This window comes from Arthrobacter sp. TJ-263 (genome assembly GCF_058269155.1).
Genome location: NZ_JBZCNE010000003.1, coordinates 100,022 through 122,628, shown reverse-complemented (window position 1 = coordinate 122,628; position 22,607 = coordinate 100,022). Strand labels below are relative to the sequence as shown.

The 22,607-nt window shown below is 63.2% G+C and carries 18 protein-coding genes, 1 tRNA gene and 1 pseudogene; 13 read left to right on the top strand and 7 right to left on the bottom strand.

Going from position 1 to position 22,607, the window contains the following annotated elements; genetic code table 11:
- Positions 1-3: 3 nt before the first annotated feature.
- The 6 genes from AC4D2F_RS14700 (at position 4) to AC4D2F_RS14675 (ending at position 10,812) form a co-directional block, all read left to right on the top strand.
- A complete protein-coding gene (locus AC4D2F_RS14700) occupies positions 4-285 on the top strand; it encodes a pyrophosphorylase (protein ID WP_104167018.1) in 282 nt (93 codons plus the stop codon).
- 285 nt (positions 286-570) lie between these two features.
- Positions 571-6,327: a DUF6531 domain-containing protein gene (locus AC4D2F_RS14695; RefSeq protein WP_490911199.1), complete on the top strand. Its 5,757-nt coding sequence runs from the start codon at positions 571-573 to the stop codon at positions 6,325-6,327.
- 15 nt (positions 6,328-6,342) lie between these two features.
- The gene (locus tag AC4D2F_RS14690) at positions 6,343-7,140 is read left to right on the top strand and encodes a hypothetical protein (RefSeq protein WP_490911198.1); all 798 of its coding nucleotides are present in this window, start codon (positions 6,343-6,345) and stop codon (positions 7,138-7,140) included.
- A 224-nt stretch (positions 7,141-7,364) separates the two neighbouring features.
- A complete protein-coding gene (locus tag AC4D2F_RS14685; protein WP_490911197.1) occupies positions 7,365-8,141 on the top strand; it encodes a hypothetical protein in 777 nt (258 codons plus the stop codon).
- 762 nt (positions 8,142-8,903) lie between these two features.
- Positions 8,904-9,896, top strand: a complete 993-nt coding sequence (locus AC4D2F_RS14680) for a hypothetical protein (protein WP_490911196.1) — start codon at positions 8,904-8,906, stop codon at positions 9,894-9,896.
- A 7-nt stretch (positions 9,897-9,903) separates the two neighbouring features.
- The gene (locus AC4D2F_RS14675; protein WP_490911195.1) at positions 9,904-10,812 is read left to right on the top strand and encodes a hypothetical protein; all 909 of its coding nucleotides are present in this window, start codon (positions 9,904-9,906) and stop codon (positions 10,810-10,812) included.
- A 474-nt stretch (positions 10,813-11,286) separates the two neighbouring features.
- Here the strand turns inward: AC4D2F_RS14675 and AC4D2F_RS14670 are convergent, their stop codons facing one another.
- Positions 11,287-11,949 carry a site-specific integrase gene (locus AC4D2F_RS14670; RefSeq protein WP_490911612.1) on the bottom strand — a complete coding sequence of 221 codons (663 nt, stop codon included), beginning with the start codon at positions 11,947-11,949 and terminating at the stop codon, positions 11,287-11,289.
- A gap of 15 nt (positions 11,950-11,964) precedes the next feature.
- A pseudogene (locus AC4D2F_RS14665) lies at positions 11,965-12,270 on the bottom strand (phage integrase central domain-containing protein); the annotation flags it as partial.
- A 175-nt stretch (positions 12,271-12,445) separates the two neighbouring features.
- Between AC4D2F_RS14665 and AC4D2F_RS14660 the strand changes: the two are divergent.
- The 6 genes from AC4D2F_RS14660 to AC4D2F_RS14635 all read left to right on the top strand — a co-directional run bounded on the left by AC4D2F_RS14660 (position 12,446) and on the right by AC4D2F_RS14635 (position 16,301).
- On the top strand, positions 12,446-12,736 hold the full coding sequence (locus tag AC4D2F_RS14660) for a hypothetical protein (protein ID WP_490911193.1): 291 nt from the start codon (positions 12,446-12,448) through the stop codon (positions 12,734-12,736).
- A gap of 316 nt (positions 12,737-13,052) precedes the next feature.
- On the top strand, positions 13,053-13,256 hold the full coding sequence (locus AC4D2F_RS14655) for a hypothetical protein (RefSeq protein WP_490911192.1): 204 nt from the start codon (positions 13,053-13,055) through the stop codon (positions 13,254-13,256).
- A complete protein-coding gene (locus tag AC4D2F_RS14650) occupies positions 13,253-13,738 on the top strand; it encodes a hypothetical protein (RefSeq protein ID WP_490911191.1) in 486 nt (161 codons plus the stop codon). Before AC4D2F_RS14655 ends, AC4D2F_RS14650 begins: the two co-directional genes overlap by 4 nt.
- On the top strand, positions 13,735-14,475 hold the full coding sequence (locus AC4D2F_RS14645) for a hypothetical protein (protein ID WP_490911190.1): 741 nt from the start codon (positions 13,735-13,737) through the stop codon (positions 14,473-14,475). Before AC4D2F_RS14650 ends, AC4D2F_RS14645 begins: the two co-directional genes overlap by 4 nt.
- A gap of 443 nt (positions 14,476-14,918) precedes the next feature.
- Entirely contained in the window at positions 14,919-15,629 is a 711-nt protein-coding gene (locus tag AC4D2F_RS14640; protein WP_490911189.1) for a Fic family protein, read from the top strand.
- A 519-nt stretch (positions 15,630-16,148) separates the two neighbouring features.
- Positions 16,149-16,301, top strand: coding sequence for a transposase (locus tag AC4D2F_RS14635; protein WP_490911188.1), 153 nt, complete (start codon positions 16,149-16,151; stop codon positions 16,299-16,301).
- Between the two features lie 66 nt (positions 16,302-16,367).
- Here the strand turns inward: AC4D2F_RS14635 and AC4D2F_RS14630 are convergent, their stop codons facing one another.
- The 5 genes from AC4D2F_RS14630 to tadA all read right to left on the bottom strand — a co-directional run bounded on the left by AC4D2F_RS14630 (position 16,368) and on the right by tadA (position 21,691).
- Positions 16,368-18,803 (bottom strand): S8 family peptidase, encoded by a 2,436-nt coding sequence (locus AC4D2F_RS14630; RefSeq protein ID WP_490911187.1) that lies wholly within the window; start codon positions 18,801-18,803, stop codon positions 16,368-16,370.
- A 173-nt stretch (positions 18,804-18,976) separates the two neighbouring features.
- Positions 18,977-19,933 (bottom strand): AAA family ATPase, encoded by a 957-nt coding sequence (locus tag AC4D2F_RS14625; protein ID WP_490911186.1) that lies wholly within the window; start codon positions 19,931-19,933, stop codon positions 18,977-18,979.
- A gap of 564 nt (positions 19,934-20,497) precedes the next feature.
- Positions 20,498-20,587, bottom strand: a tRNA-Ser gene (locus AC4D2F_RS14620).
- Between the two features lie 59 nt (positions 20,588-20,646).
- Complete coding sequence (locus tag AC4D2F_RS14615; protein WP_490911185.1) at positions 20,647-21,135, bottom strand: pyridoxamine 5'-phosphate oxidase family protein; 489 nt, start codon at positions 21,133-21,135, stop codon at positions 20,647-20,649.
- Between the two features lie 61 nt (positions 21,136-21,196).
- Positions 21,197-21,691 carry a tRNA adenosine(34) deaminase TadA gene (gene tadA, locus AC4D2F_RS14610; RefSeq protein WP_490911184.1) on the bottom strand — a complete coding sequence of 165 codons (495 nt, stop codon included), beginning with the start codon at positions 21,689-21,691 and terminating at the stop codon, positions 21,197-21,199.
- 23 nt (positions 21,692-21,714) lie between these two features.
- Here tadA and upp point away from each other — a divergent pair, with 23 nt between their 5' ends.
- Positions 21,715-22,350: a uracil phosphoribosyltransferase gene (gene upp / locus AC4D2F_RS14605; protein ID WP_104167006.1), complete on the top strand. Its 636-nt coding sequence runs from the start codon at positions 21,715-21,717 to the stop codon at positions 22,348-22,350.
- Positions 22,351-22,607: the final 257 nt, after the last annotated feature.

Sequence of the window (22,607 nt, the reverse complement as noted above, 5' to 3'; positions counted from 1 at the left end):
TTCATGTCGCGTGTGTTGTCGACCGAGCAGGCGAAGGCTGCTATCGGTCAGGTGCAGTCGATCATCAATGGTGGTTTCACCGATCAGATCTCGGCATTGGATTCGCAGGGAAAGATCCTGTCCGATCCGAATATCTGGGACGGGCCGCTGGCTCAGCAGTTCCGTGGGTCGACGTGGCCGGAGACGAAGGCCGCCCTGGACAAGGCCAAGCAGGAGCTCGAGGAGCTGCGGACGCAGCTGCAGAAGATCTCCCAGGACATCTTCTCCGCGGGCGGCGGAGCCTGAGCACGTCGTCGCGGCTGTGAGGTCGGGCTGACCGCTCCACGCGTCTGCGTGGTGCGGTCAGCCCGTCCGTCACGGAAAGTGGTCTCCCCGGCGCTGGGTTCTCCCGGACCGGGTTTTTTTGGGTTGTCCTGCCGTGTGCGGGGCGTCCTCCGCGCCGGCCTTGTCCGGTGTGGGTCCCTTTCTTTGTAGGTCTCTATTCTTCGTGCTTTTCCCGTGCGGGTGTCTGCCGGCATGGTCGATGGTTTCTTCTTGCTGTTGTTCTTGTTCCTTGGGGGGGCGTTCGTTGTGACCGAATTCGTTGAGATGCCGTTGTTGCCGGAGTCGGATGCGTCCAATGGTGGCCGGTTCAGTCACGGGGTGGCCGGGTCGGTGCGGCGGGCTTTCGAGTCGGCCGCGACCCGGCTCGAGAACCAGTCCGGGACCCGGACCTCCTATGTCACGGCGGCGAAAGAGGATTTCAAGGGACATTTCTCCGAGGTCTTCCAGACCAATGGCTCTACCGCGGCCAGTGACGCAAGCGCGTTGGCATCGGCCCTGCGGACCGTGGCCGGCTATGTGGGGCAGATGATCGACGCCGCGCACGAGGAGGACGCCCGGCGCCGGGAGAACAACGAGTGGGTGCGCGAGCACAACGACCGCAACGCGCTCGAGAAGGGCTGGGACTGGCTTGTCGGTGAGGAGGAACGGCCGAACGCGGACCCGGGGAAGGCGCCGTCGTTCGCCCCTGCGTCGGCGTCCACGGGATCCCGTGAGACCCCGGGGCCCGGTAGCGGGTCCGGGGGCGGTGGGGGCGGGACGTCGTCGGCGCGCCCGGAGCACCTGCGCACCTTCGCCACCAACTCCCGCGGGTTGGATGACGGGTTGGCGTCGGCGCCGGGTTCCCTGGAAGGGCACCTCTCCGATTTCGCGTCCAGTTGCTCGTGGGGGTCCCTGGAGGCCTCGGGAGTCCTGGCCGCGTACCGGGCGTTCCTGACCGCCAACGAGAACGACGCGGCGTGGGCGGTCACGATCGCCGATGCGTTCGCGGCCGCCGGGGGCGAGGGGAACGTCTCGACCGTCTCGGACGCGGCGCTGAACGAGGCGTTGGCGGCGGCCGGGGTGAGCGCGTCCCGGTCCGCCCTGACGATCGACCCGCCCGCGGCGGCGGGCGCGATGCCGACCAGCGGGTACGCGAACGATCCGGTGAACACCGCCACCGGGAACTTCATCGAACCGGAGACCGACCTGGGGTTCACGGGGGCCGCCTCGAGCCTGGTGCTCTCGCGCATGTACAACTCGCTCGCTTCGGGCCTGGAGACGGCGGGGGTGTTCGGTCCGGGCTGGGCCTCGGTCCTGGACCAGCACCTGAGCCTTTCGGACGAGGGTGCCCGCTGGGTCGTGGCCGACGGCCGGGCCGTCGACTTCCCCCGCACCGGGGACGCCTGGGGTCGGGCCGTGGGCGAGAACTACTGGCTCACCCGGGAACCCGCCACCGCTGCGCACCTCGGGGAACTGGACTCGGTGCCGGAGGGTTCCTCCGAGGTCCTGGTGGTCCGGGACAACCGGGGTGCCTGGTGGGTGTTCAGCGTTTCCGGCGTGTGGCTGGGTGCCGGGTCCGGTCCCGGCCGCACGGTCTCCGTTCACAGGGAGGCGCCGGTCGACGCAGCCGACTCTGATGCCGGCTTCTCCGATGCAAGTACGCCCGCCGATGGTGCTTCCGATGGTGCGGGGCTGATCAGCCGGTTGGCGCATGTGCGGGGGCGGTTCCTGGACGTCGAGTACGTGGACGGGCGGGCCGCCGTCGTGCGGGCTTCGGATGGGCGTCGGGTGGAGTACGGGTACGACGACGCCGGCCGGCTGGTGACTGTCAGCACCGAAACCGGGACGCGCACGTACCGGTGGAACGAGGCCGGTCTGATCGACGCGGTGGTGTCCGCCGCGGGGGTTGTGGAGGCGGAGAACTCCTATGACGAGCAAGGCAGGGTGGTCCTGCAACTCACCCAGCACGGGCGGCGGGTCCGGTTCGCGTATCTGCCGGGCCGGGTCACGGTCGTCTCGGACGAGGACGGGTCCCGGTCGAACTCGTGGGTCGCGGATGCCAAGGGACGCCTGGTGGGTGTCCTGGATTCGGAGGACCGGCGCCAGTCCATGGCCTACGACGTGCACGGGAACCTGGTGTCGTTGACCGAGCGCGACGGCTCCGTTACGGTCCACGGCTACGATGACCGGGGCCGAAGGACCCGGACGGTGACCCCGGAGGGCGCGGATCTGACCTACGGGTGGGACGAGCACGACCGCCTGATCACCCTGGTCACTGCGACCGGGTCCGTCATCACGTACGAGTACGCCGACGAGGGTGCCGGCGGCATTACCCGGGATCCCTGCGTGGTGGACGACGCCCTGGGCGGGCGGACCGAACTCCACTGGAAGGACGGGCAGCTTCGTCGGGTGACGGACCCGGTCGGGGTGAGTGTCGGGTTCGAGTACGACGGGTTCGGGGACCTGATCGCCACCCGCAACGCCGTCGGCGATGTCGCCCGGATCGTCCGGGATCAGGCGGGCCGCCCTGTGACGGCGATCAGCCCGTCGGGGGCGCAGACCCGGTTCGTGTACGACAGCAAGGGTCTGCTGGTCCGCCAGGTCGACCCGGACGGGGCGGTGTGGGCGTTCGAGCACGACCCGCCGGGGCGCCTCACGGCGTCGATCGCCCCCGACGGGGGACGGACGAGCCTGGAGTACGGGCCGACGGGGGACCTGGTCCGCACCACCGACCCCCTCGGCCGGACCATCTCTCGGGTGGTCGACGAGCTCGGGAACGTCACCGGGGCGGTCCTGTCCGACGGCGCCCGCTGGGGTTTCACCCACGACACCCTGTCCCGGCTGGTCGGGATCACCGACCCGGCCGGACACGACTGGGTCCGCGAATACGACCGGGTCGGCGCCCTGACCGCCGTCGTGGACCCGACCGGGGTCCGCACCGACACCACCACGGACCGGACCGCCGGGACGGCGACCCTCGCCGACGCGTTCGCGACCACGACCTACAGCTTCGATCAGTACGGGCGCCCCACGAAAGTCCAGGGCGCGGACGGCACGGCGGAGCTCACCACCTATGACGCAGCCGGGAATCCGGTCGAACTCCTCGACGGCGAGGGCGGGCTGACGGTCCTGGGCCGGGACGTCGCGGGAAAGATCACCTCCATCACCAGTCCTACCGGAGCAATCACCCGGTACGAGTGCGACGTCTGCGGTCGCCCATGGCGGACCACCGACCCGACCGGGGCGGTCACCGAACTCACCTACGACGCCGACCAGCGCGTGGCCTCCCGGACCCTGCCCACGGGTGAGGTCGAGACCTTCACCTACGATCCGTGTGGGCGGCTCGTCCTGCGCCGCACCCCGGGCAGTGGCACAGCCCGGTACGGGTACGACGCGTGCGGGCGGCTCACCTACTCCCAGGACACCTGGTACGGGACCCGCCGCTTCGCCTACAACACCGCCGGAGAACTCGTCTCGACCACCAACGGGGTCGGCGGAAAGACACGCTTCGAGTACGACACCCGCGGTCGCCTGATCCGGATCACCGATCCCCTCGGCGGGGTGACCACCCGCACCCACACCCAGACCGATCAGGTCGATTCCGTCACCGATCCGCTGGGTCGGGTCACCACCGCGACCTACGACCCGGCCGGCAGGCAACTGTCCCAGACCGACCCCGACGGTCACACCACCACCTGGACGTACGACGCCGCCGGCCAGGAGGCCACCACCAGTGTCGACGGACGACTGGTGGCTTCGATCGAGCGCGATGTCATGAACCGGCGGGTGGTCATCACCGACCACACCGGCAACGTGGGCGCGGGCGGGGACGCCGACGGGCTGGTCGTGGAGCACGAACTCGCCGTCGACCGGCGCGGGCAGCTCACCTCCCGTACCCGCGGCGGGCAGGGTTTGTCGTGGGCGTACGACGCCGACGGGAACCGGATCTCCTTCACCGACACCCGGGGTACGACCACCACCTACACCCGCGACGGTGCCGGACGCATCACCACCGTCACCAACCCGCTGCTCGGGGACGCGCTGTTCACCCACGATGCGTCCGGGCGCCTCACCGGTGTCACCGCCGGGAACCTCGCCCAGGAATGGGCCTACCGGGGCGGGAACCTGTCGGAGCACAGCCGCACAACCTCCTCCGCCCGCACAGACGGCACGGACGTGACGCTCATCGGTCGGGACGACGACGGCCGCATCACCGCGCTGACCCGCGCCGGGGCGGTCACACGGTACGGGTACGACAAAGCCGGGCAGCTCATCACCGCCACCACCTCCGCGATCGGTGGCTCGGAAGCACCGGCACCGCAGGCGGAGTCGACGTCGGAGTGGGAGTACGACGCCGGTGGACGACTGGTCCGCGAGGCCACCCCGGCAGGGTCGCGGGTATTCGACTACGACGCCGCAGGACAACTCCTGGCCATCACCGGCGCCGACGGGTCACGGACGGAATTCGTCCACGACGGACTCGGCCGGCGCACCCGGCTCATCCGCCCAGAGGGGTCCTGGACCGAATACGCATGGGGCCCCACCGGTTACCTGAAGAGCACGTGCGACCGCACCCCCGACGGCGAGGTCACGTCCCGGCACGAGCTGTGGGTCGACGCCCTCGGCGAGCTCGCCGGCATCGACGGCGCCCGGCTGTGGTGGGACACCGCCAACCCCATACCCACCCTCACGGGTATCACCCCGACGACCTCCGGCGGCACTGGCCTTACTCCCACCAGCGGCCTCGCAGGTGTCGCTGGTGGACAGGTGTTGTCCCTGCCCGGCGGTGTGACGGGAATCGGGGAGGCATGGACGGCGTCGGGCTGGCGGGCCGCCCGCCCCACCGATGAGGCCGACCCGTGGGCGGTTCTGGGTGCCCCCGCGATCCCCGACCCCGCACCCGGAAGCACCTCGACCGGGATGGTCGGTGGACTGCCGGTGGGTGTCAGCCTGACCCGTCACGGCGGGGTGGACATTGCGGGCCTGGAGTGGCTCGGAGCACGCGCGTACGATCCGAGGGCGAGGGGTTTCCTGTCCACTGACCCGCTCGCACCCGTCCTCGGAGCGGGCTGGGACGGCAACCCCTACGCCTATGCCGGCAACAACCCGCTGAACGTCACCGACCCCACGGGGCTACGGCCCCTCACCGACGAGGACCTCAAGGCCTACGACGGCTCTGCAGGCGGAGCCGTCGCCGCGGTCGAGAAGTGGGCGGACGATAATGCGTATCTCGTCGGCGGCTTGGCCGTCGTGGCTGGCGCAGCATTGATGTTCGTCCCGGGCGGGCAGATCGCAGGTATGGGATTGATGAGCTTCGGCGCCGATGTCGTCATCCAGAAGGCCACCACCGGCGATGTCAATTGGGCGCAATCTGCTGCGATGGGGGCTGTCGGGCTGCTCGGAGGTGGGGCGCTGACTGCCGGGCGGGCCGCCGCTGCTACGGCGTCATCAGTTTCGAGACTCGGCAGCTACGTCGCCGTGAATGCGGGTGTCAATGGGGTAGCGGGTGCTGTTGGTGGCGCTGCGACTCATCTGATCAAGAACGGGGGCAGAGTCGATAACTGGCGGTCCTTCGCTGGATCCGTAGCCGGCGGTACTTTGAGCGGCGCTGTGGGCGGGCTGGCGGGACCTGCTGGCGGGACCCTGGCTCGTGCAGGCGGTCATGGCGCATATACGCTCACTGCCGCAGGCGCCAGGCCTACACTTCAGGCTGCGGCAGCAACCACTGCGCTTGGAAGTGGTGGTGCGATCGCGGGTACCGTGACTGACAAGTTCATCTCCGGGGAAGCAGTCACATGGGCCGACGTAGGGTGGTCGGGGGTCACCGGTGGTGCGCTCACCCACCTACCTGGCGGACCCAGCTCATCCAGTACACTCCAGCAAGCGGCACGAACGAACGTCAGTACGTTGTCGGGGCTCGCGAGTGGCGGCCCGAACTCGATGGCGTTGGTACGTTCCTCGCTCTATGGAACGACGACGGGATCGGGACTGGATGTTGCCAAGTTTTTCGTTGCTGGAAACTGAGACGCGGAGAAATTGATGGACAACCGTAAATCTGCTCGATTGCGTGGTTCAGGTGAGTCACGTGAATTCCGGCTCCGCCTGCTGATTCCCGCGATACTTCTGGTCCTGTTGTTGTTTCTGCTGGTCGGCTATGTGCCGCGCGAGGCGCTCGTGCCGGCGATCGTAGTAGTGGGAGCGGGGCTACTGATCAGTGGTGCTGTAGGTGTTCGTACGGGCATCCGCGGGCCGGCCTGGCTCATCTACGGTGTAATTCTTGCTGGACTGGCTCTGTTGCTCCTCGCGCCCGCCCCCTGGCGGGGGTTTGCCCTCCTGTCCGTTCCGGTGTCCGCCATCGGATACGTCATCGGGAAGGAACTCGCCTTCTTCGGATACAACCGTCGTCACCAGGCTTCACCGTCCACGTGGGTCGTGGCCGGAGAAGCGATCGACAGTGTCGCGGAAGCCAAACAGCGGGCGCTGTCCCGACTGGGGCGCTGGGAGAGTCTCGAGGACGGTCGGTTCGTCGTCGTTCTCGGTCACCGTCGCTTCGAGGCCTGGGGCGCCGCGGCGGAAGGATTTGTCGTACACATCGCTTCGGACGGTCGAGACCTTGAGACGTTGTCAGTGCTCACTCATATTCCCCACCAGAACGACGAAGTATCGATCCGCCTGGATACACATGGTCTGACGGGCAGGGTGCCGCAGGGAGTGAAAGTTCCCACCGAAGTGGCGGAGCAGGCCCTCAACGGATTCTTCGAGACCCAGGGAGCCAAGGACCTGACCGGCTGGGCCTGGGAGAGCGGCGCTCAAGCCCAGGACCTTCGTTTCTTCTAGGCGACGGCCCGTATACGCCGGCACCGATTGCTATCCCGTTCGCATCGATGGTCCTGTCGATGCCTGGAGTCCGGAGCCAGCGGTCCCCAGCCCTCGAATGATGGCCGAACGGCGACGTCATGAAGATCTACGCGACCGACACATCGTCCTGGTCCGATACGACCAGGGGCGGAGACGCGGTGAGAAGGTGTCGGCACGGTAAGTCAGGGACGATGGACAGGAATATGAAACGACCAGCGCGTAAACGTGAATCGGGGTTGGGATACCTTGTCCTCGGCGCCGCCATTGCCTGCGGTACTGTCGCGCTGATCGTCTTCGGGCAACTCGAGGCGTCCTGGCCCGCGTTCGCAGCTCTCGCTGCGGGCGTCTTGCTGGGCCTCTGTCTGTTCAGGTTCGGGGTGCGTCACGCCTGGCTGGCGTTGCTGTGCCTGCTCGGCGCTCTGGCGGTCGGTCTGGTGCTTCTCGCCCGCGCCGACGCGGCTGGGGCCGCGGGCATCGCCTGGATAGGAGGCTTCGTCGCCGGGACGCATCTGGGCGTTGCCTGGCGGATCGCTGCGAAGAACGGGAAGCCGGCGCCCGCGATTGCTGCCTGGACAGTGGACGGTCGAGGCATGAGCACCGTCGCGGAGGCGCGGAAAGCGGCTGGTGCTGCCCTGCATGCCCTGAACGGCACGAAGGGTGGGCGTCTGTCCGTCGAGCGGCGGGACGCGCGGTTCGAGGTGGCCGGTGCGGTACACCCGGGCTTTATTTGCCATCGCACCACCGACGCCGCCGACGAAGGATCCTGGGCGGTCCTGGTGCGTACCGGGCCGGTGGCGGATCACTCGGTGGAGATACCGATGGGCGGTCCGAAGGGTTTCATGCCCCTGCGACTGGTTCACGAAGTCGTGGCCGTCGAAGAGGCACTGGCCGAATTTTTCGCGGATCCGGGATCGTCCTCGTTCGGACAGGACTGGGAGACAGGCAATCAGGCCGAAGGTACCCGCCTGACAACCCGCTAGTTGTTCTGGGCCGGGAGCTCAGGCTTCCCGGGGAACGGCCGGGAGAGCATCGCTGCCGGGTGATCATCGACAGCACCGGGAAGTCGGGGCTGCTGTGCGGCACCCGCGCTCCGGTTCCCCGCCGAAGCAGAAGGCCCCGCATCCCTGTACTTACAGGGCTGCGGGGCCTTTCCGGTGGCGGTGACGGTGGGATTTGAACCCACTACAGTGATCGACCATAGGTTGGGAACGACCTAGAAGAGCCCGAAGTATCAACCTTTTTGACCGGCCTTTTCACAGCGAGGAACAGGTACTCACAGGGACTCCTGCACCAAAATGCACCACGGACGGTCGGCTCAGCGACATACTTTGACCCCGTGCCCCACCAGTCGGCTCAGGGTGGAGATGCTCAAGCCATTGGCGGCTGAAGGCACCCACCACGCTGTCTAGGTCATCGGGAAACAGGGCGGCGTAGGTGTCCAATGTGACCTCGGCCGACTCGGTGGCATGGCATCCGCTGCACGATCCTCACCTTAGCCCCAGCGCTGATCGCGCGAGACGCGGGTCCCGGGCGATGCAGCCCGCGGGCGGCGGGTCGTACAAGCTCCTCCAAATTCGGTCGCTTGAATGCTGTCCTTCGAATTTGATGCACCACTGATGCGTGCCTTCGAATGAAGAATTCCTGAATGCGAGTATGAAGAGAGGCCTCGCGCTTGCTGGGCTTGTTGGGTGGCTTAGGCCGTCGTACGATCGACACTGCCGTCACACGGTAGCCTCTCACCTATGGACCAAGATCGCTACGGACGCGCCTCACTGCAACAAGTTGCCGCTCTTCTGAACAAAAACGAGGACGAGGTACTCGCCGCCGCAAAGGAAGCCGTCGGTGAAGGCGCGGCTGTGCGCGGGTGGCTCCAGCGGGAAGCCGTTTCAGCGCTCGTCGCTGGAATTGAGCCACGTCGTCCCCTCCACGAGGCCAATCCGTTGATAGTGGAAGCGTTCCGTCAGGCAGAAGAAACCTCAAAATCGGACTGGACTTCGATGGCAGTCCCTGTGTTGAAGAACCGCCTCTTACAGCTGACGTCGCAGGTCTTTGATGAAGCCGACTATGGTTCGCCGAGTATTTGGCACTTCGTCACACTGTTCCCATCTTTGTTGGTTACTGAAGGCGCCAGTCCGAATGAGCGAATCCGCCTAACCCAGGATGAGGGACCTAAGTCGGCTAATATAGATACGCAGGAGTCCCCCAATTCAGTGGGACGTGGTCGCCTTCGTGCGGATCTGTGGAGGGCGGTGTTCGATTACAGCGCTGGAGTAACCTTCGTGTGGGATGAGGCACTAGGGCGAGCTCGTGAGTCCACGAATGAACAATCCCAGGGTCTGCCCGTCATCCCAACAGTGTCCTCGGACGATATGAGGCGCCTTCGAATTAGTTTTATCAAGGCTCAGAAACAAGTTTCGGATCATAACCTCGAGCGTCTTGATCGTTGGGCTTCAGTAGGGGGGCCAAGTGCGGCACTACCCAAAATCTATCGACCGCTGTGGACTGCCAGATTGAAGAGCCACGCTGTAGCGATACTGCGGTCATTCTTCGCGGAGAACAGTCTAGACGTGCCGCATAACTTGATCGAGCGCGTCGATGTCCCTGTGGCCGAGGAGGATGATGTCGAGCGCATCCGAAGCCTCGCTCATCGCTACGTTGATGCAATGACGGGCGAGGAGCTTTCGCGGTTGTCCATCGAGCTCGCCGTAGTGGCACGCTTACCCAAGGTTATGTAAGGCGGATGTGACTATGACGGGTGGAATATGCATTGTCGCGCCCCCCGAGATCACAGATGCTGACGGCTCTATTACTTCCGAGCAACGCGAGTGGCTAGAAGGTATCCGCAAACTCGCGATAGCCAAAGATCTGAATGTTGAGATCTTTCGCACCGTCCCAAGGGTCAGTCGGAACAAGGGAGAGCCAAACCGAAAATTTTCCATACTTGAGCCATGGGAGGCAGACCGGCTCTACCGCATCCTCCATCGCAATTACGACGCGGTGTTTCAAACTGGAAAAGCTCAGGTTTTGCTCAATCCCACTGGAGAGTATCATTCCTCTAATGTGATTTCGCTCGCCCGAGTCGTGAGGCATAAGGTGTTCTTCGCACAGTTTGACGGTTTCACCCCACCTTCCGAGGTGCTGCTCGAGTATGACGCCTGGCACTCGGAGGGCAATTGCGATTCCCACCGTGACTGTCGGGTGCTGCCCCTCCACATGTTCTCCCCGCGGCGCGATTGGCTGGATTTGCGTTCTGAAGAAAATAGGAAGGTTTTCGAGCTAGCGCACGGTCTACCTAGCCAGTTGAAGGACGAAAAGTCCCGCCCGTGGAATCAGACCGCTGCCAGACACGGAAATGACAGTCTTACAATCGCCGGCTTCACGCTTCCCACCGGTTTTCACTGGGATGTGGAGGCAGCGCCGAACGTGTCACAACTGTCTTCGCTGACTGCCAATTGGCGCTTTAGTAAGGGCGCATACGTGAACGTCAGCCCGGACGGGCATGTGCGTAGTGGCCAGAGCAAGGGCGTCACGGCCGTCAAAGTTGATGAAGCTCCGCGTCCCGCCCCGCCAGAACCTCGCAAGCGCAGCAACCGTGAGGCGCGCCGAGAGAAGGAAGCTGCACGGAGGCAAGCCACCCTTAAGCGCCGTTAGGGCTTGCACGCCCTCGCTAGTTGGAGGTAGTGTTGGCCTTGATCCGGTCCGCTTAGCGTGGGTTGGAAGGACGGTGAAGAGTCGCACTCTTACACCTGAAGGCACCAAATAACAGAGAACGCGAGCAAGCTTCGGTCGTTTTGAGCCGTGAATTCTATTCACTAAGGTCGCTGGGACCTCGCGTAGGCGCAAATTAGCCTCTGTTGGTTGTCCAAAATAGGCTCATCCTATATTTTTAAGTGCCCCGGTCTATACCGGGGCACTTCTTTTTGTCAGGGTAAGCACCGATCCTTGATGTCTGAGCGGCACGATGACTATGTCTGTAGTGCTGAGGGATGAAGCTTCAGTGATGCCGGCGCGAAGCTCGGGTCTCTAGCGCAAGCTCCAGATTTTCTGTATGTACGTCGTTCTCTTTCTTTGTTGCATCAGTCAGAACTTTGGTGGTGTGCTCCCGCCTCCTAGTGATCGAGCTACCTAGTGATCACCTTCTAGGTCGATATCATCGAAAATTTGCTTGTCCCGTAACTGCTCCAGACGTTGCCGGTTAAGGGCGCCTACGACGTTGTCAAGATCGTCAGGGAACAGGGCGGCGTAAGTGTCCAGCGTGACCTTGGCCGACTTGTGGCCGAGCATCCGCTGCACGACTTTCACATTGGCCCCAGCGCTGATCGCCAACGAAGCCGCCGTGTGCCGCAGGTCGTGCGGCGTCACTCGTCGGAAGGTTTCGTCGGTTGCTTGTGCACGCTTTACCGCCGCGGCGTACCAGCCCGAATCGTTGCCAGATCGAAGGAAACCACCGCCGTCGGCGCTCCAAAGCCGGTCCTCCTGTCCTTTGCCCGCGCAGGCGGCCGCGATGGCAGAGTCGAGGAAATCCGGGTAGGCGATGGTGCGTCGCTCGTGGTTCTTGACGGTACCCAGAACGTGCTTGCCACCTACCTCGGCAACGGCTTCGCGAATATTTACTCTTCGTTTCAACAAGGCCACATTTCGGACTCTCAGTGCCGTGGCTTCTCCCCACCGGAGCCCCGTGTACGCAAGAAAGAGCACCAGGTCGGGATACTTCGATTCTTGGGACAGCGAATCGACTTGGGCGTGCGTAAGGAATACCTCGTCTGGGATCGGCTTCTTCTTGATCACCAAACCGCGTGCCGGATTCTTCGTAATTCTGTTGTCTTCAACGGCGTGGTCTAGGATTCCGGCGATGAGGTCCCGAGCTCTTGCGACTGTCGTGTGAGAGCGTCTGTCGCCGAGCTCGTTCAGCCACGTCTGTAGATCGCGCCTGGAGATTGCTCCCACTGCAAAGCTGCCCCACCTCGGCTTGACATGAATGCGCCAGGAGCTTTCGACAGAGTGGTAGCTCGATGGCGTGATCTTTGACTTGTGCTGCTCGAGCCGCTGAGGGCCGAGCTCTGAGATGGTGGCTTTTGCGTCACTACGGTTGACGTATGCGGCACGCACAGAAGCTCACCAGGAGGTCTCGAATGAGCGCTCTGCGGCCCGAGAGGCAATCCGACGGGCTGACGAGGCGGAGCGAGTCAGCAGGGCTCGGGAGCGGGAACTACTGGCCCTGCGCGAGCAGATCCAGCAGCAGGTTCAAGACAACCCACCACCTGCCCCGCCGAACTATGACGGCATGCGCCGGGAGATCCTCGGAGCTCAGCCCCACTTGCTCGTGAAGTTCCTCAAGAGCGTCAAGTTCAAGGACGGGTCCACGTTGGAGGGCAGGTTTGAGGACTTCCAGCGTCGATCGTTCGCCACTCACCAGCGTCGCGACTGTGACGCCCTTGGCCGCTACAGCGGCCCAAGTTATGAGCAGTGGAAGGTCCGAAGCCTGGAGATGCAGCGGAAGATCGACGGGGCCAGGGTCGCCAGCCAGATTGCCGATATGAACCGCAGGGATGGAGGGACTGAATACGAGAGGTGACCACTCTCTTGCAGTGGCGGAGCACCAAGCCCAGGGGGTGAGATACGACGAGGCGGGTGCCGGGGCGTTCAGTGGCGAGCACGTACATTCCGGCACCTCCGTCACCGTCGATGCCGGCTGGTGCAGGAAGCACTGGTACGCGGTCGGCCCACGCCCGTGACTCTGCCGTGCCGGGAGGCTAAGAACTGTTTGTCAAATATGTCTGAGTTATGTTAAGTATCCGCATGGTCGAATAAATCCTGGTTTATGAGGATGACTCGTCAGAATAGACGAGATGCGTGAATTTGTGATTTTAGAATGGGGCAGACTCAGCCCTATGGCATCACTCCTCAACACCCGCCGCGGCCGCCCGTCAAAGGGCCCGCGCCACTCATTCACCGTGAAGCTCGACATGGAGCGAGCCGTGAAGCTCGTCGAGCTTCTCACGATCCTCGACGTCAACGGCGTCGCCTACCTCGGGCCAATCGTTGAGGCTCATCTCGATTCAGTCAACCTTGATGAGCTCAGGGGTAGGTCGTGAAATCGTCTGACAGCCATGGCGGGGACCAGCGCGACGTCAACCTCCCGCACGCTACGAAGCGAAAGCTTACTGAGGAAGAGAAGCTCCGGTGGGCCCGAATAGTTGCCCCGAAAATTAATCTGCTCTTGGATGTCATCCCAGACAAGTCGGGGCGACCGCACAACTATAAGACGATTGGGTTCGGCACGAAAGAAGCCGGCCAATACGTCTCCCGCACCAGATGGACGTTACTCAAGAACGGTAAGATTCAGGAGATTCCGGACGAGTGCCTCCGCGCCATCGCCGAAGTCTTCGGTGTGGACCCGGAGTACTTGCTCCACGAGGACGCCTCGCTTCCCCCGGAAGTGGAAGCGGTGCTTCCCCATGTGCGGATTAAGAGACTCTCCGAGGTGCGTGGTTTCGCCGTGAAGGCGCTGGCCGTCGTAGCCCCTGAACGGCTCACAGCAATAATCAAGATCCTCGACGAAGCCATTGACTCATGAACAACCCAACGCCCGACCTAGGCAGATTTTCCTGGGCGCGCTCTGAATCCGGGATTCTGTGGGTAGCCGTCGTTGTCTGCGTGGTACTTCTGGTGGTTGTTGTCGTTGTCGCCCTTGGCTTGGTCTCCCGCCTGCACCAGAAGGAGCCGGTGATGGCCCCGACGAAGGGCGCCAGGCCCAGACGAAAGCAGAAGAGGGTCGGTGTCGCCAATTCCGAGTGGTGGACGCGCGCCCAGTGGGCGCTGGAGGCCACGCTCTCGGAAAACGAGATGATGAATGGCTACGGTCTCAAGATGCTCCGCGAATTGGCAAAGAGCGAGACGGCAGCTCCCGAGGAGAAGGAGCTGCTGGACGCAGTCTGGCAAGAATCGTTCACCCGGATGGGGGATGACGCCATCGACCAACTTATTGAGGCGGCCAAGGAGCTGAAGATCCTCTCAGAACCACAGAAGGCACCGCCACGCAGTGCAGACATGGACGATAGGCCCGAATCAATCCGCGATGCGGCTAAAGCTCCTCGCAAGCGGTACGGCCCGGATGGGAGGGACCGGGTGCTCAGTATCCTGCGACGTGAGATCTTGGCGGCTGGGCTCAAAGTAACCCTCGATCGAGAGCTGGGGCGTCCGACCTCGCCCCAGGTCATGAAGCTGTCTCTGTTGGAACCGCCGCCGCTCGTCAGGCAGGTCCGTAGTGCCGACGATGTCGGTGGAGATCGAAGGGGCCCGGCAGCCTTGTAGGGATAGGAATATATGGTGGTCGATGCCCCGACGACCATCAGGGGTTGCCCGGTGTTCTCCCGCCGATGGAGAGCGCCGGCCGACCCGACGAAGTGCTAGCTGACCCCCTCGCTGGTCGGAGCAGTCAGCCCTTTCGAGGGACGTTGGCACGAACTTCGGCAGCCTGGGATTCATCAAGTATCCACCGCTGGTACTTCGGATGGTCCGGGTACTTCTTTCGGAGGTAAGCCCGAACGACCTTGCCGGGCCGTTGCTCATCCGTATAGCCGAGTTCCCGAGCGAGTTCAGCGGGTTCATATGTAGCCACGACACTGAGTGTATGACGCGGGCGGTTGCAGAACCGTCTCAAGACGAACCAACGATTCATTGACTTACCTCCCCAGGAGCCGGAGTCCAGGGTGGCCCGCCCCACAAGGTAGAACGACCCGAGAGACGAGGGCGCCGTGTCAAAGACGAGGAAGAGGGCTCCTGCGGCGACAGCGCAGGAGGAAGGCGCGCATCAGCCGGGACCTGATGCAGCCACCAGTGTGTCCGCGATCAACGTCGCCGACCTCACCGGAGTCGTGTACTCCTCGGGCAAGGTGTTCGACGGGCTGATCACGGGCCGTCAGGCCACGGAGAACTTTCTCCGCTCCGGAAGCCTTGCGGGAGTCACTTCACGCCCGGACTTGGCTCTGCTGAAGGATCTGCGCGACGTCGCCCACTTCATCATCGAGCAGTCGCGACAGCCACAGCTGCGCGTCACGGTGGACTTCGTCTGCACGGTGAACGCGAAGATCACTCGTAGTGGTGCGCTCCACCCGGGTCAGCTCAGGACGTTCGACCAGCAGGTCGGCGTCGGGACCCGCTACGGACGCCACACGCCCGACGCCATGACCGATGCCAGCCTCGAGCAGCTGCTCCAGGAATCACTGCGGGTCGCTCCTGCGGACACACGCGAAGCGGCCCTGGATCTCTTCGTGAACTTGGCCAAGGCGCAGCCCTTCGAGGACGGCAACAAGCGCACCGCGCTGTTCGTAGCTAACAGTCTGCTGCTCAGTTCCGGAGCCCGAGAGCTGCTGACGATTCCCGTCGACGAGCAGGACACCTCGCTGACCGACTCGTTCCATGATCGGCTAGCCAAGGCCTACATCCTGAACGAGCACACAGCCTGAAGGACCTGCTCCGTGAGCAGGGTTTGACCCCTCTCAAACGGGCTGGAATCTGCGGCGCGACCTGAGCGGGACTACTATCCGTTCCCCTTGTATGCACGCCACCTTCATGGGGTTCCTCGTGTTCTTTTCGGACACTCCAAGCCCACACCATAGTGTCAGTTATGTTGTGGGTGACCTTCGTGATGCCACCATCGGGTTTTGTCATGGCAGCGCTGGCGCCGTGGATAATTTGTCGGCGACCGGCGATTATGGAACGAGCGGGCTGGAGGGAGGCATGTGACATTGCAAGACTCGATGCCAAGCTCAGTCTTGGGACTCCCACCATGAACTGACACTGGCCCGGCAGTGCTACCCGCAGGTGCGCTGGATCTATCACGCCAAGCCCGAGACGGGCAGGGCCCTAATCGCCGGAATCCTCACGGCATTGCCGACCTGCCCGATCTCCGAGATCGCCCGCTTCGGCCGGACCCTGCGGCACTGGAAGGCCGCGAGCTTAACCTACTTCGACACTAATGATGCTTGCAATGTCCAACGGAGGGCGTCAATGGCGTTATCGAGACCACCAGACGGATCGCCCGAGGCTTCCGCAACTTCACTAACTACAGACTCCGCTACCTACTCGCCGCCGGCGGCCACCGCCTCTACCGCGCGAAACGAATCAACCACGCTTAGATGAGAAGGGCTCAATTACGGTTGATGAAGAGTGCTCGCGGGATTAGATTTACTACGCTGAACACATCAGCCTTGCACCCGGCTGAGTGCACGGTCCCGAGCTTTTTGCCGCAGTCTCGCGCGAACTTCATCGTGGATGGTGGTCGAGGTTCGTTCTGCTGTCTCGACAGAGACGACGAGAGAGTATCGAACGTTCTTCCCAGATCCGAGCCGCTGGGCGTCGTCCATGCATTCGACGTGAATGGGGAAAGTGTCACCGTCACCGAAGATCATTGTCCGCGTACCTTGCACTATCTCGTGTTGAAGGCTTCCTCGCCTTACCGAGTGGTGCTCGGCGTCGATCCTGTCACCGCCGGCGAGGCCTGTATCGGGCGTGGCAAAGTAGACCTTCGCGCCGCGGTAACGGGTGAGCTGACCAACTGTGGGCGCCATGTACGCGAGAGTGATTGTGAAGCGATGCCACTCAGCGCGTGCTCGAAGCGAAGCAGGTAGCGGTAGCTCATAAGTATGGCGTTGGTTTCGTGAGATTAGTCCCCCGGTAACTAGGACGGCCCTGTTCGTTGCGGCGTTTCCAAGCCGGTCTGTATTGAGGCTTCCGTAACCAAGCAGAGCCGTCAGATGACGGCGGGTGCGTTGATCTGTAAGTCCAAGTTCTTGTCGGAGTCTTTGTTCCCATTCGCCCCAATTACTCGCGTGGACAAGAAGAGCACGCACGAGCAGAGGGTGATACTGGGGGTCAGGCAGCGGTGTATCTCTGGCGTCCGCTTGGCCCGCTTCGAGGACATCAAACAGGCGGCTCGCTTCGCGCGTCACCAGTGCGGTCGCATTGCTCGTGCCGACTGTGAAAACCGTGTTGTTCGTTGCCCCTGCTCGCCCAGGGGCGGCCACTTGGTGACCGGGACCTGCTGCCCCTGTGGGCGCAAGGTGGACGGAAACCGTAGTGTTCCCAGGACGCAAGACCGGGCGTGTATAGAGTGCCCGCCCTCCTTCGAAGTGAAAGTCAGGCTTAACGGAGCGGTCGACTCCAGGCCCGGTGGCGCCATAGTGAGCTGGTGCGTTTGGATGCGTGATGTCCCATACGGTGTCGGGCACGTCGATGTCACTCAACCCGTCCTCATGAGTAGCGCCGATCGTCAGAGCGTTTAGTGCGTCTCCTGGAGGAAGTATGCCCCGTAGCAGCGACGCATTGTATGTCGAGCGAACTGCGGCTGATCGCGCAGCGTCAGCGGAGCCAGCGGCCTCAATGGGCATTGTGATGGGATCAAGGTGATTGCCGGCGCTTACAACAAACAAAAGGTTGTAGGAGTGAGCGAGCCAGTCGAGCAAGCGGCCGACCGGGCTCATCCTCCGTACAAGAGCTCTGGTTCGCGAGCCTATTGAGAGGTTGATGATTCGGACGCTGGGTGCGGCCGCATCCTGTCTCCCGTCCCCCGCAACGATGCGTTTGACGGCACGATGAAGTAGGTCGGTAAGTAGCTCATCCGGTATTGCCTGCTCGCATCCCGTGTTGAACTCGTGGGGCTGCATGATCGGCCGAACATATAAAGGTCGGTCGAGTGGTTCGCCGGGTGCGGAAAGGTCACCATGAATAATGAGCGAGGCCATTGATGTGCCGTGATTACGTGAGGACAACGGGTAATTCTCGCTGAGCCCGTCAGGATCATCTACCAATAGCCTGCCGGCGAGAGCATCGTGGTTCACGAACGGCAACCCGTCCAACAGGGCGATTCGAGGTAATCCCTCTACTCGCTTTCCTGATCGATGTGCCACAGTAGAGACCGGGTCGAGGGTGGCTGGCGCTATATTCATTGGCGTGTATGGGCTGACGAACATGACATTGTCAGTGGCCAGCAACTGAATCGCCGCAGCACCATTGTCGAGTACTGCCTGGACCTGCTGCATCGGCAGCTCGACTAGCAGCGCGTGATAACTGATTTCACCGATTTGCGAGGTACTGAGGACACGCCCGCCGCTGGCCCTGACCACCTGCTCAACCTGTGCTTGCGCCACAGCACGCTCCGTGGGTTCACGGCGAAACCATAACTCAATTTCGACGAGTACGGGGCTAAAAGATTGGCCGATAACCTCGAGGGTTTCCTGCCACTGCTCGCGCAGACCAGTCTCTCGAATGCGGTCTTCCGGTCCCCAACGTCGAATAGCAGTCAGCTGTTTGAAAGCCGATTTGAACTTGCCCAGTCCGTGGTCGAAGGGTTCTGATGGGTTCTTCTGCCATCTTTTAAAAAGATCCAGAAGCTCAGTGGTCGCTTTGGTATTGGACATCATCAGGTAAAGGGAGTGAGTAACGGGCTTGTCCGTTCGCAAACCATCGCCCTCGACGATGTTGAAATCATCGTCGGGATCGGACTGGTCCCCGAGCAGCTCGGACAGAAACTCTAGTCCCTCAATCCGATTGATTGCATTGCGAAAGTCTTTAACGCTGCCAGCTAAGTCAAACACAACCACAAGCTCTGGGTCGACCTCATCAGAGGTGTCAGCGGCCAAGCGTGCTCTTTCAGCCTTGAACGCTCCGGTCAATTCTGTAAATTGAGGGGTGAGCCGCTCTCTTTGACGACTTACGCTCGGCGTGGACAATTGCGGCATTTGTTGCCGAGGCAGCGGGGGACGATCTGCAACTGTAGGCGGCCCGAAAACCAGAAGCGGTCGACGCTCGTCAGTCACCTCGCCGCCTGATCGCGCTTGTGCTCAAGGCGCTCCTGGACTATCCGTCGCAGATTGCTATCCGGCAGCTCCAGCACCGCCCTGCGACGTACGTCCAAGGCGAATTCTTCCAAATCGGAGTAGCTCGATCCAGCAAGCTTGTCGGCCAAAGTTCGTGGCGAGAATCCGAGCTCACCGCCAAGTCGAGCGGCGAGGCGCTCCAGGAAGCGTGTAGCTTGGTCGCGGCCGGGCAAGCCGAGTTCAGCGCGGATTTGAAAGCGCCTCCAGGCGGCGCGGTCGAGCAATTCGCTGTGGTTGGTAGCGCCGACAAGTAGGACATGAGACGGGAGCCGGTCGATCTGTAGCAACAAAGTCGATACGACGCGCTTGATCTCACCGGTCTCATGCTCGTCGGATCGTTCTTTGGCGATGGTATCGAGTTCATCGAAGAACAGGACGCAACGACGGGTCCGCGCGAACTCAAAGGCGTTATCAAGTCGGGCGGCGGTTTCACCCAAGAAACTGGACATGACACCTTCATATCGGATGACGTAGAACGGCAGCATCAACTCTGCGGCGATGGCCTCAGCAACGCTGGTCTTACCGTTGCCCGGCGGCCCAGAGAGCAGCAGTCGATTTCGCGGCTCGATTCCGTAACTGCGCAGTAAGTCGGCCCGCTTCTGTTCCTCGATCAGCTCCGTTACAACTCGTCGCGGCACAGGCCCAAGTTCCAGGTCATCCAATCGACGATTAGGAACCACCTCCTGCACTAAGTCTCGAATCGCTGCGGCGCGGTCGTCGCGGACGTGGCTCTGCCCTGTAGTGGTGATGAGATCCGAAAGACGGTCAGCAACAAGATGATGCTGATTAGCACGCTCTTCGGCTATTACGGCTTCGACCAAGATGCGGAAGCGGTCTCGGTCTCCACGACGCTCCGCTTCCACAAGGTCGAGCAGCAGGTCTGCGCGCGCCATGGTTTGCCTCCCTCCACCCAGTACGGTTCAGTTTTTGGATACTCTACCGGCGGGGCCGGTCATGCGGTGACGGGTAGGTAGTGCTGTGAATCTCGGAGCAGGGTCGTTACAAAAAAGCGTCATGGCGGTCTGGGGCACCTAACACGAACCGTCAGTGGCGGGTTCGGCGGACACCAAGTCATCGATGCGCACACGGCTCAGCCCGAGCCGGTACATCAGCACCATTCCGTGTTAGGAATCCGGCGCAACTGCCGGTCCATGACCAACGTCATCTCGCCACGGCTCTCGACCGAAAGGGCTCCTCCGTTGGGGAAACGTCTGATGCCGTTGGCTCAGACGTTGATACTGACCAGATTGTTCAGCGCCCGCCCTGGCCGAGGGAGACGCCAAACGAGATCCGGAGCCGCTCCTCTGAGATCCTCGGGCGTCAGATGACAACGAACCCGAATGCGAGCGGCAGCGCGGTACACCTCCAAGCGCCTTGCTTCCCTGGAACGTGTACCACTGATGCACCACAGATCTCCTGAAAATGGAGAAAACCCCCGGTTTCCCGGGGGTTTTCGGTGGCGGTGACGGTGGGATTTGAACCCACGTTGGCTTTTACACCAAACAACATTTCGAGTGTTGCACCTTCGGCCGCTCGGACACGTCACCAACGCCACTACGTTACCGGGTGCAGCGCCCCAGACCCAAAACGGGGCGCGGGGGAAGCCCTAGGGGAGTTCGACCACGTCGTTCTTGCCGACGTCGGGCTTGGTGCCCGTCACGAGGCCCTTGACCATCTTCACGGCCGAGACGACGCGCGGCGCGTCCATGGACCAGTACTCGGCGGTGTCGGCGTCGACGTGGATGAGGGCGACGGCGGGATCCTCGCGCCCGTTCTCGAACCACGCGGACACCGACGGCCCCCACAGCTCGTCGATCTTCGCCTGGTCCTTCGTCAGGGTCGCCGTGCCCGCGATCGAGACGTACCCCTTGCCGGTGCTCGCCGAGACGTTGACCTGCGGGTTGGCGCGGATCTCGTCGGCCTTGGGGGAAGGGTCCTCCGTGAAGAACCAGAGGTCGCCGTCGAAGTCCTTCGCCTGGAGCGCGAGGGGCCTGCTCACGAGCTGGCCGTCGAGGCTCACGGTGGTGAGGATCGCGATGTCGGTCTTGCCGAGGATGTCCTGTACTTCTTTCAAGCCGTCCTGCTGATCTGCCACGTCTACTCCTTCGAAGGGGATGCTGCGGATCTCCTCAGCCTACGCACTATGCCCCCGGTCATCACCCCGGGCCGGAGCCGGACCGCTGGGCGGCGAAGAACTCCGTGAGCAGCTGGGCGCACTCGTCCTCGCGTACCCCCGCGAAGACCTCGGTCCAGTGGTTCAGCCGACGCTCGCGCAGCACGTCGAACACGGAGCCCGACGCTCCTGCCTTCTCGTCCCAGGCCCCGAACACCACGCGGGGGATGCGCGCCAGGACGGAGGCGCCGGCGCACATGGCACACGGTTCGAGCGTCACCACCAGGGTGCAGCCCTCGAGCCGCCACGCGCCGAGGCGGGCGGAGGCGACGCGGATGGCCTGCACCTCGGCGTGCGCCGTCGGGTCCCCGAGCTCCTCGCGCTGGTTCCAGCCCGTGCCGAGCACCTCACCGTCGGGCCCGATGACGACGGCGCCGATCGGCACGTCGGCGCTCGCGCGGGTCAGTGCGGCCGCCTCCAGGGCCAGCCCCATCCACGCCCGGTGCTCGGGGAGGACAGGGAGGAGGGAGGGGGACATGGCTCCAATGGTACTTTTGAGGCATGCGTGTACTGGTAGTCGACCACCCCCTGGTAGCCCACAAACTCACGGTTCTCCGGGACAAGGACACGTCGTCGCCGGTGTTCCGGCTCCTCACCGAGGAGCTCGTCACCCTGCTGGCCTATGAGGCCACGCGTGACGTCCGCGTGGAGACCGTGTCCATCGAGACGCCCGTCACGAGGACCGAAGGCGTCGGACTCGTGAAGCCCACCCCCCTCGTGGTCCCCATCCTGCGCGCCGGCCTGGGGATGCTCGAGGGCATGACGCGCCTCGTGCCGACCGCCGAGGTGGGCTTCCTCGGCATGGCCCGCAACGAGGAGACCCTCGAGGCCATCACGTACGCCGAGCGACTGCCGGACGACCTCACCGGGCGCCAGGTGTTCGTGCTCGACCCGATGCTCGCCACGGGAGGCACCCTCCGCGAGGCCATCAAGTTCCTCTTCGCCCGGGGAGCCGCGGACATCACCTGCATCTGCCTGCTCGCCGCGCCCGAGGGACTCGCCACGCTGCAGGAGGAGCTCGAGGGCCGCAACGTCACGATCGTCCTGGCCTCGATCGACGAGCGGCTCAATGAGAAGTCGTACATCGTCCCGGGTCTCGGCGACGCCGGAGACCGCCTCTACGGCGTCGTCGGCTAGGACTTCCGCCCGGCCGCTTCGTCTCGTGACGGCTCGGCGTGCTCGGCCGTCGGCCCTCCCGGGGGCTTGCAATCGGACGAATCGGTCCTGTTCGGCCCAGAGCGTGGACGTACTGCGCCATTTCAGAGGGACCGGCTCGCGTCGACGCGCGTTCCGTCTTCCGCGCAAGGCGTCCGCATGCTGGACTATCGACCTTTGTTACTTGCGCGTAGCCAATTGTTACATGCAATAATTCGTCACGTGAACACCCTTTCACT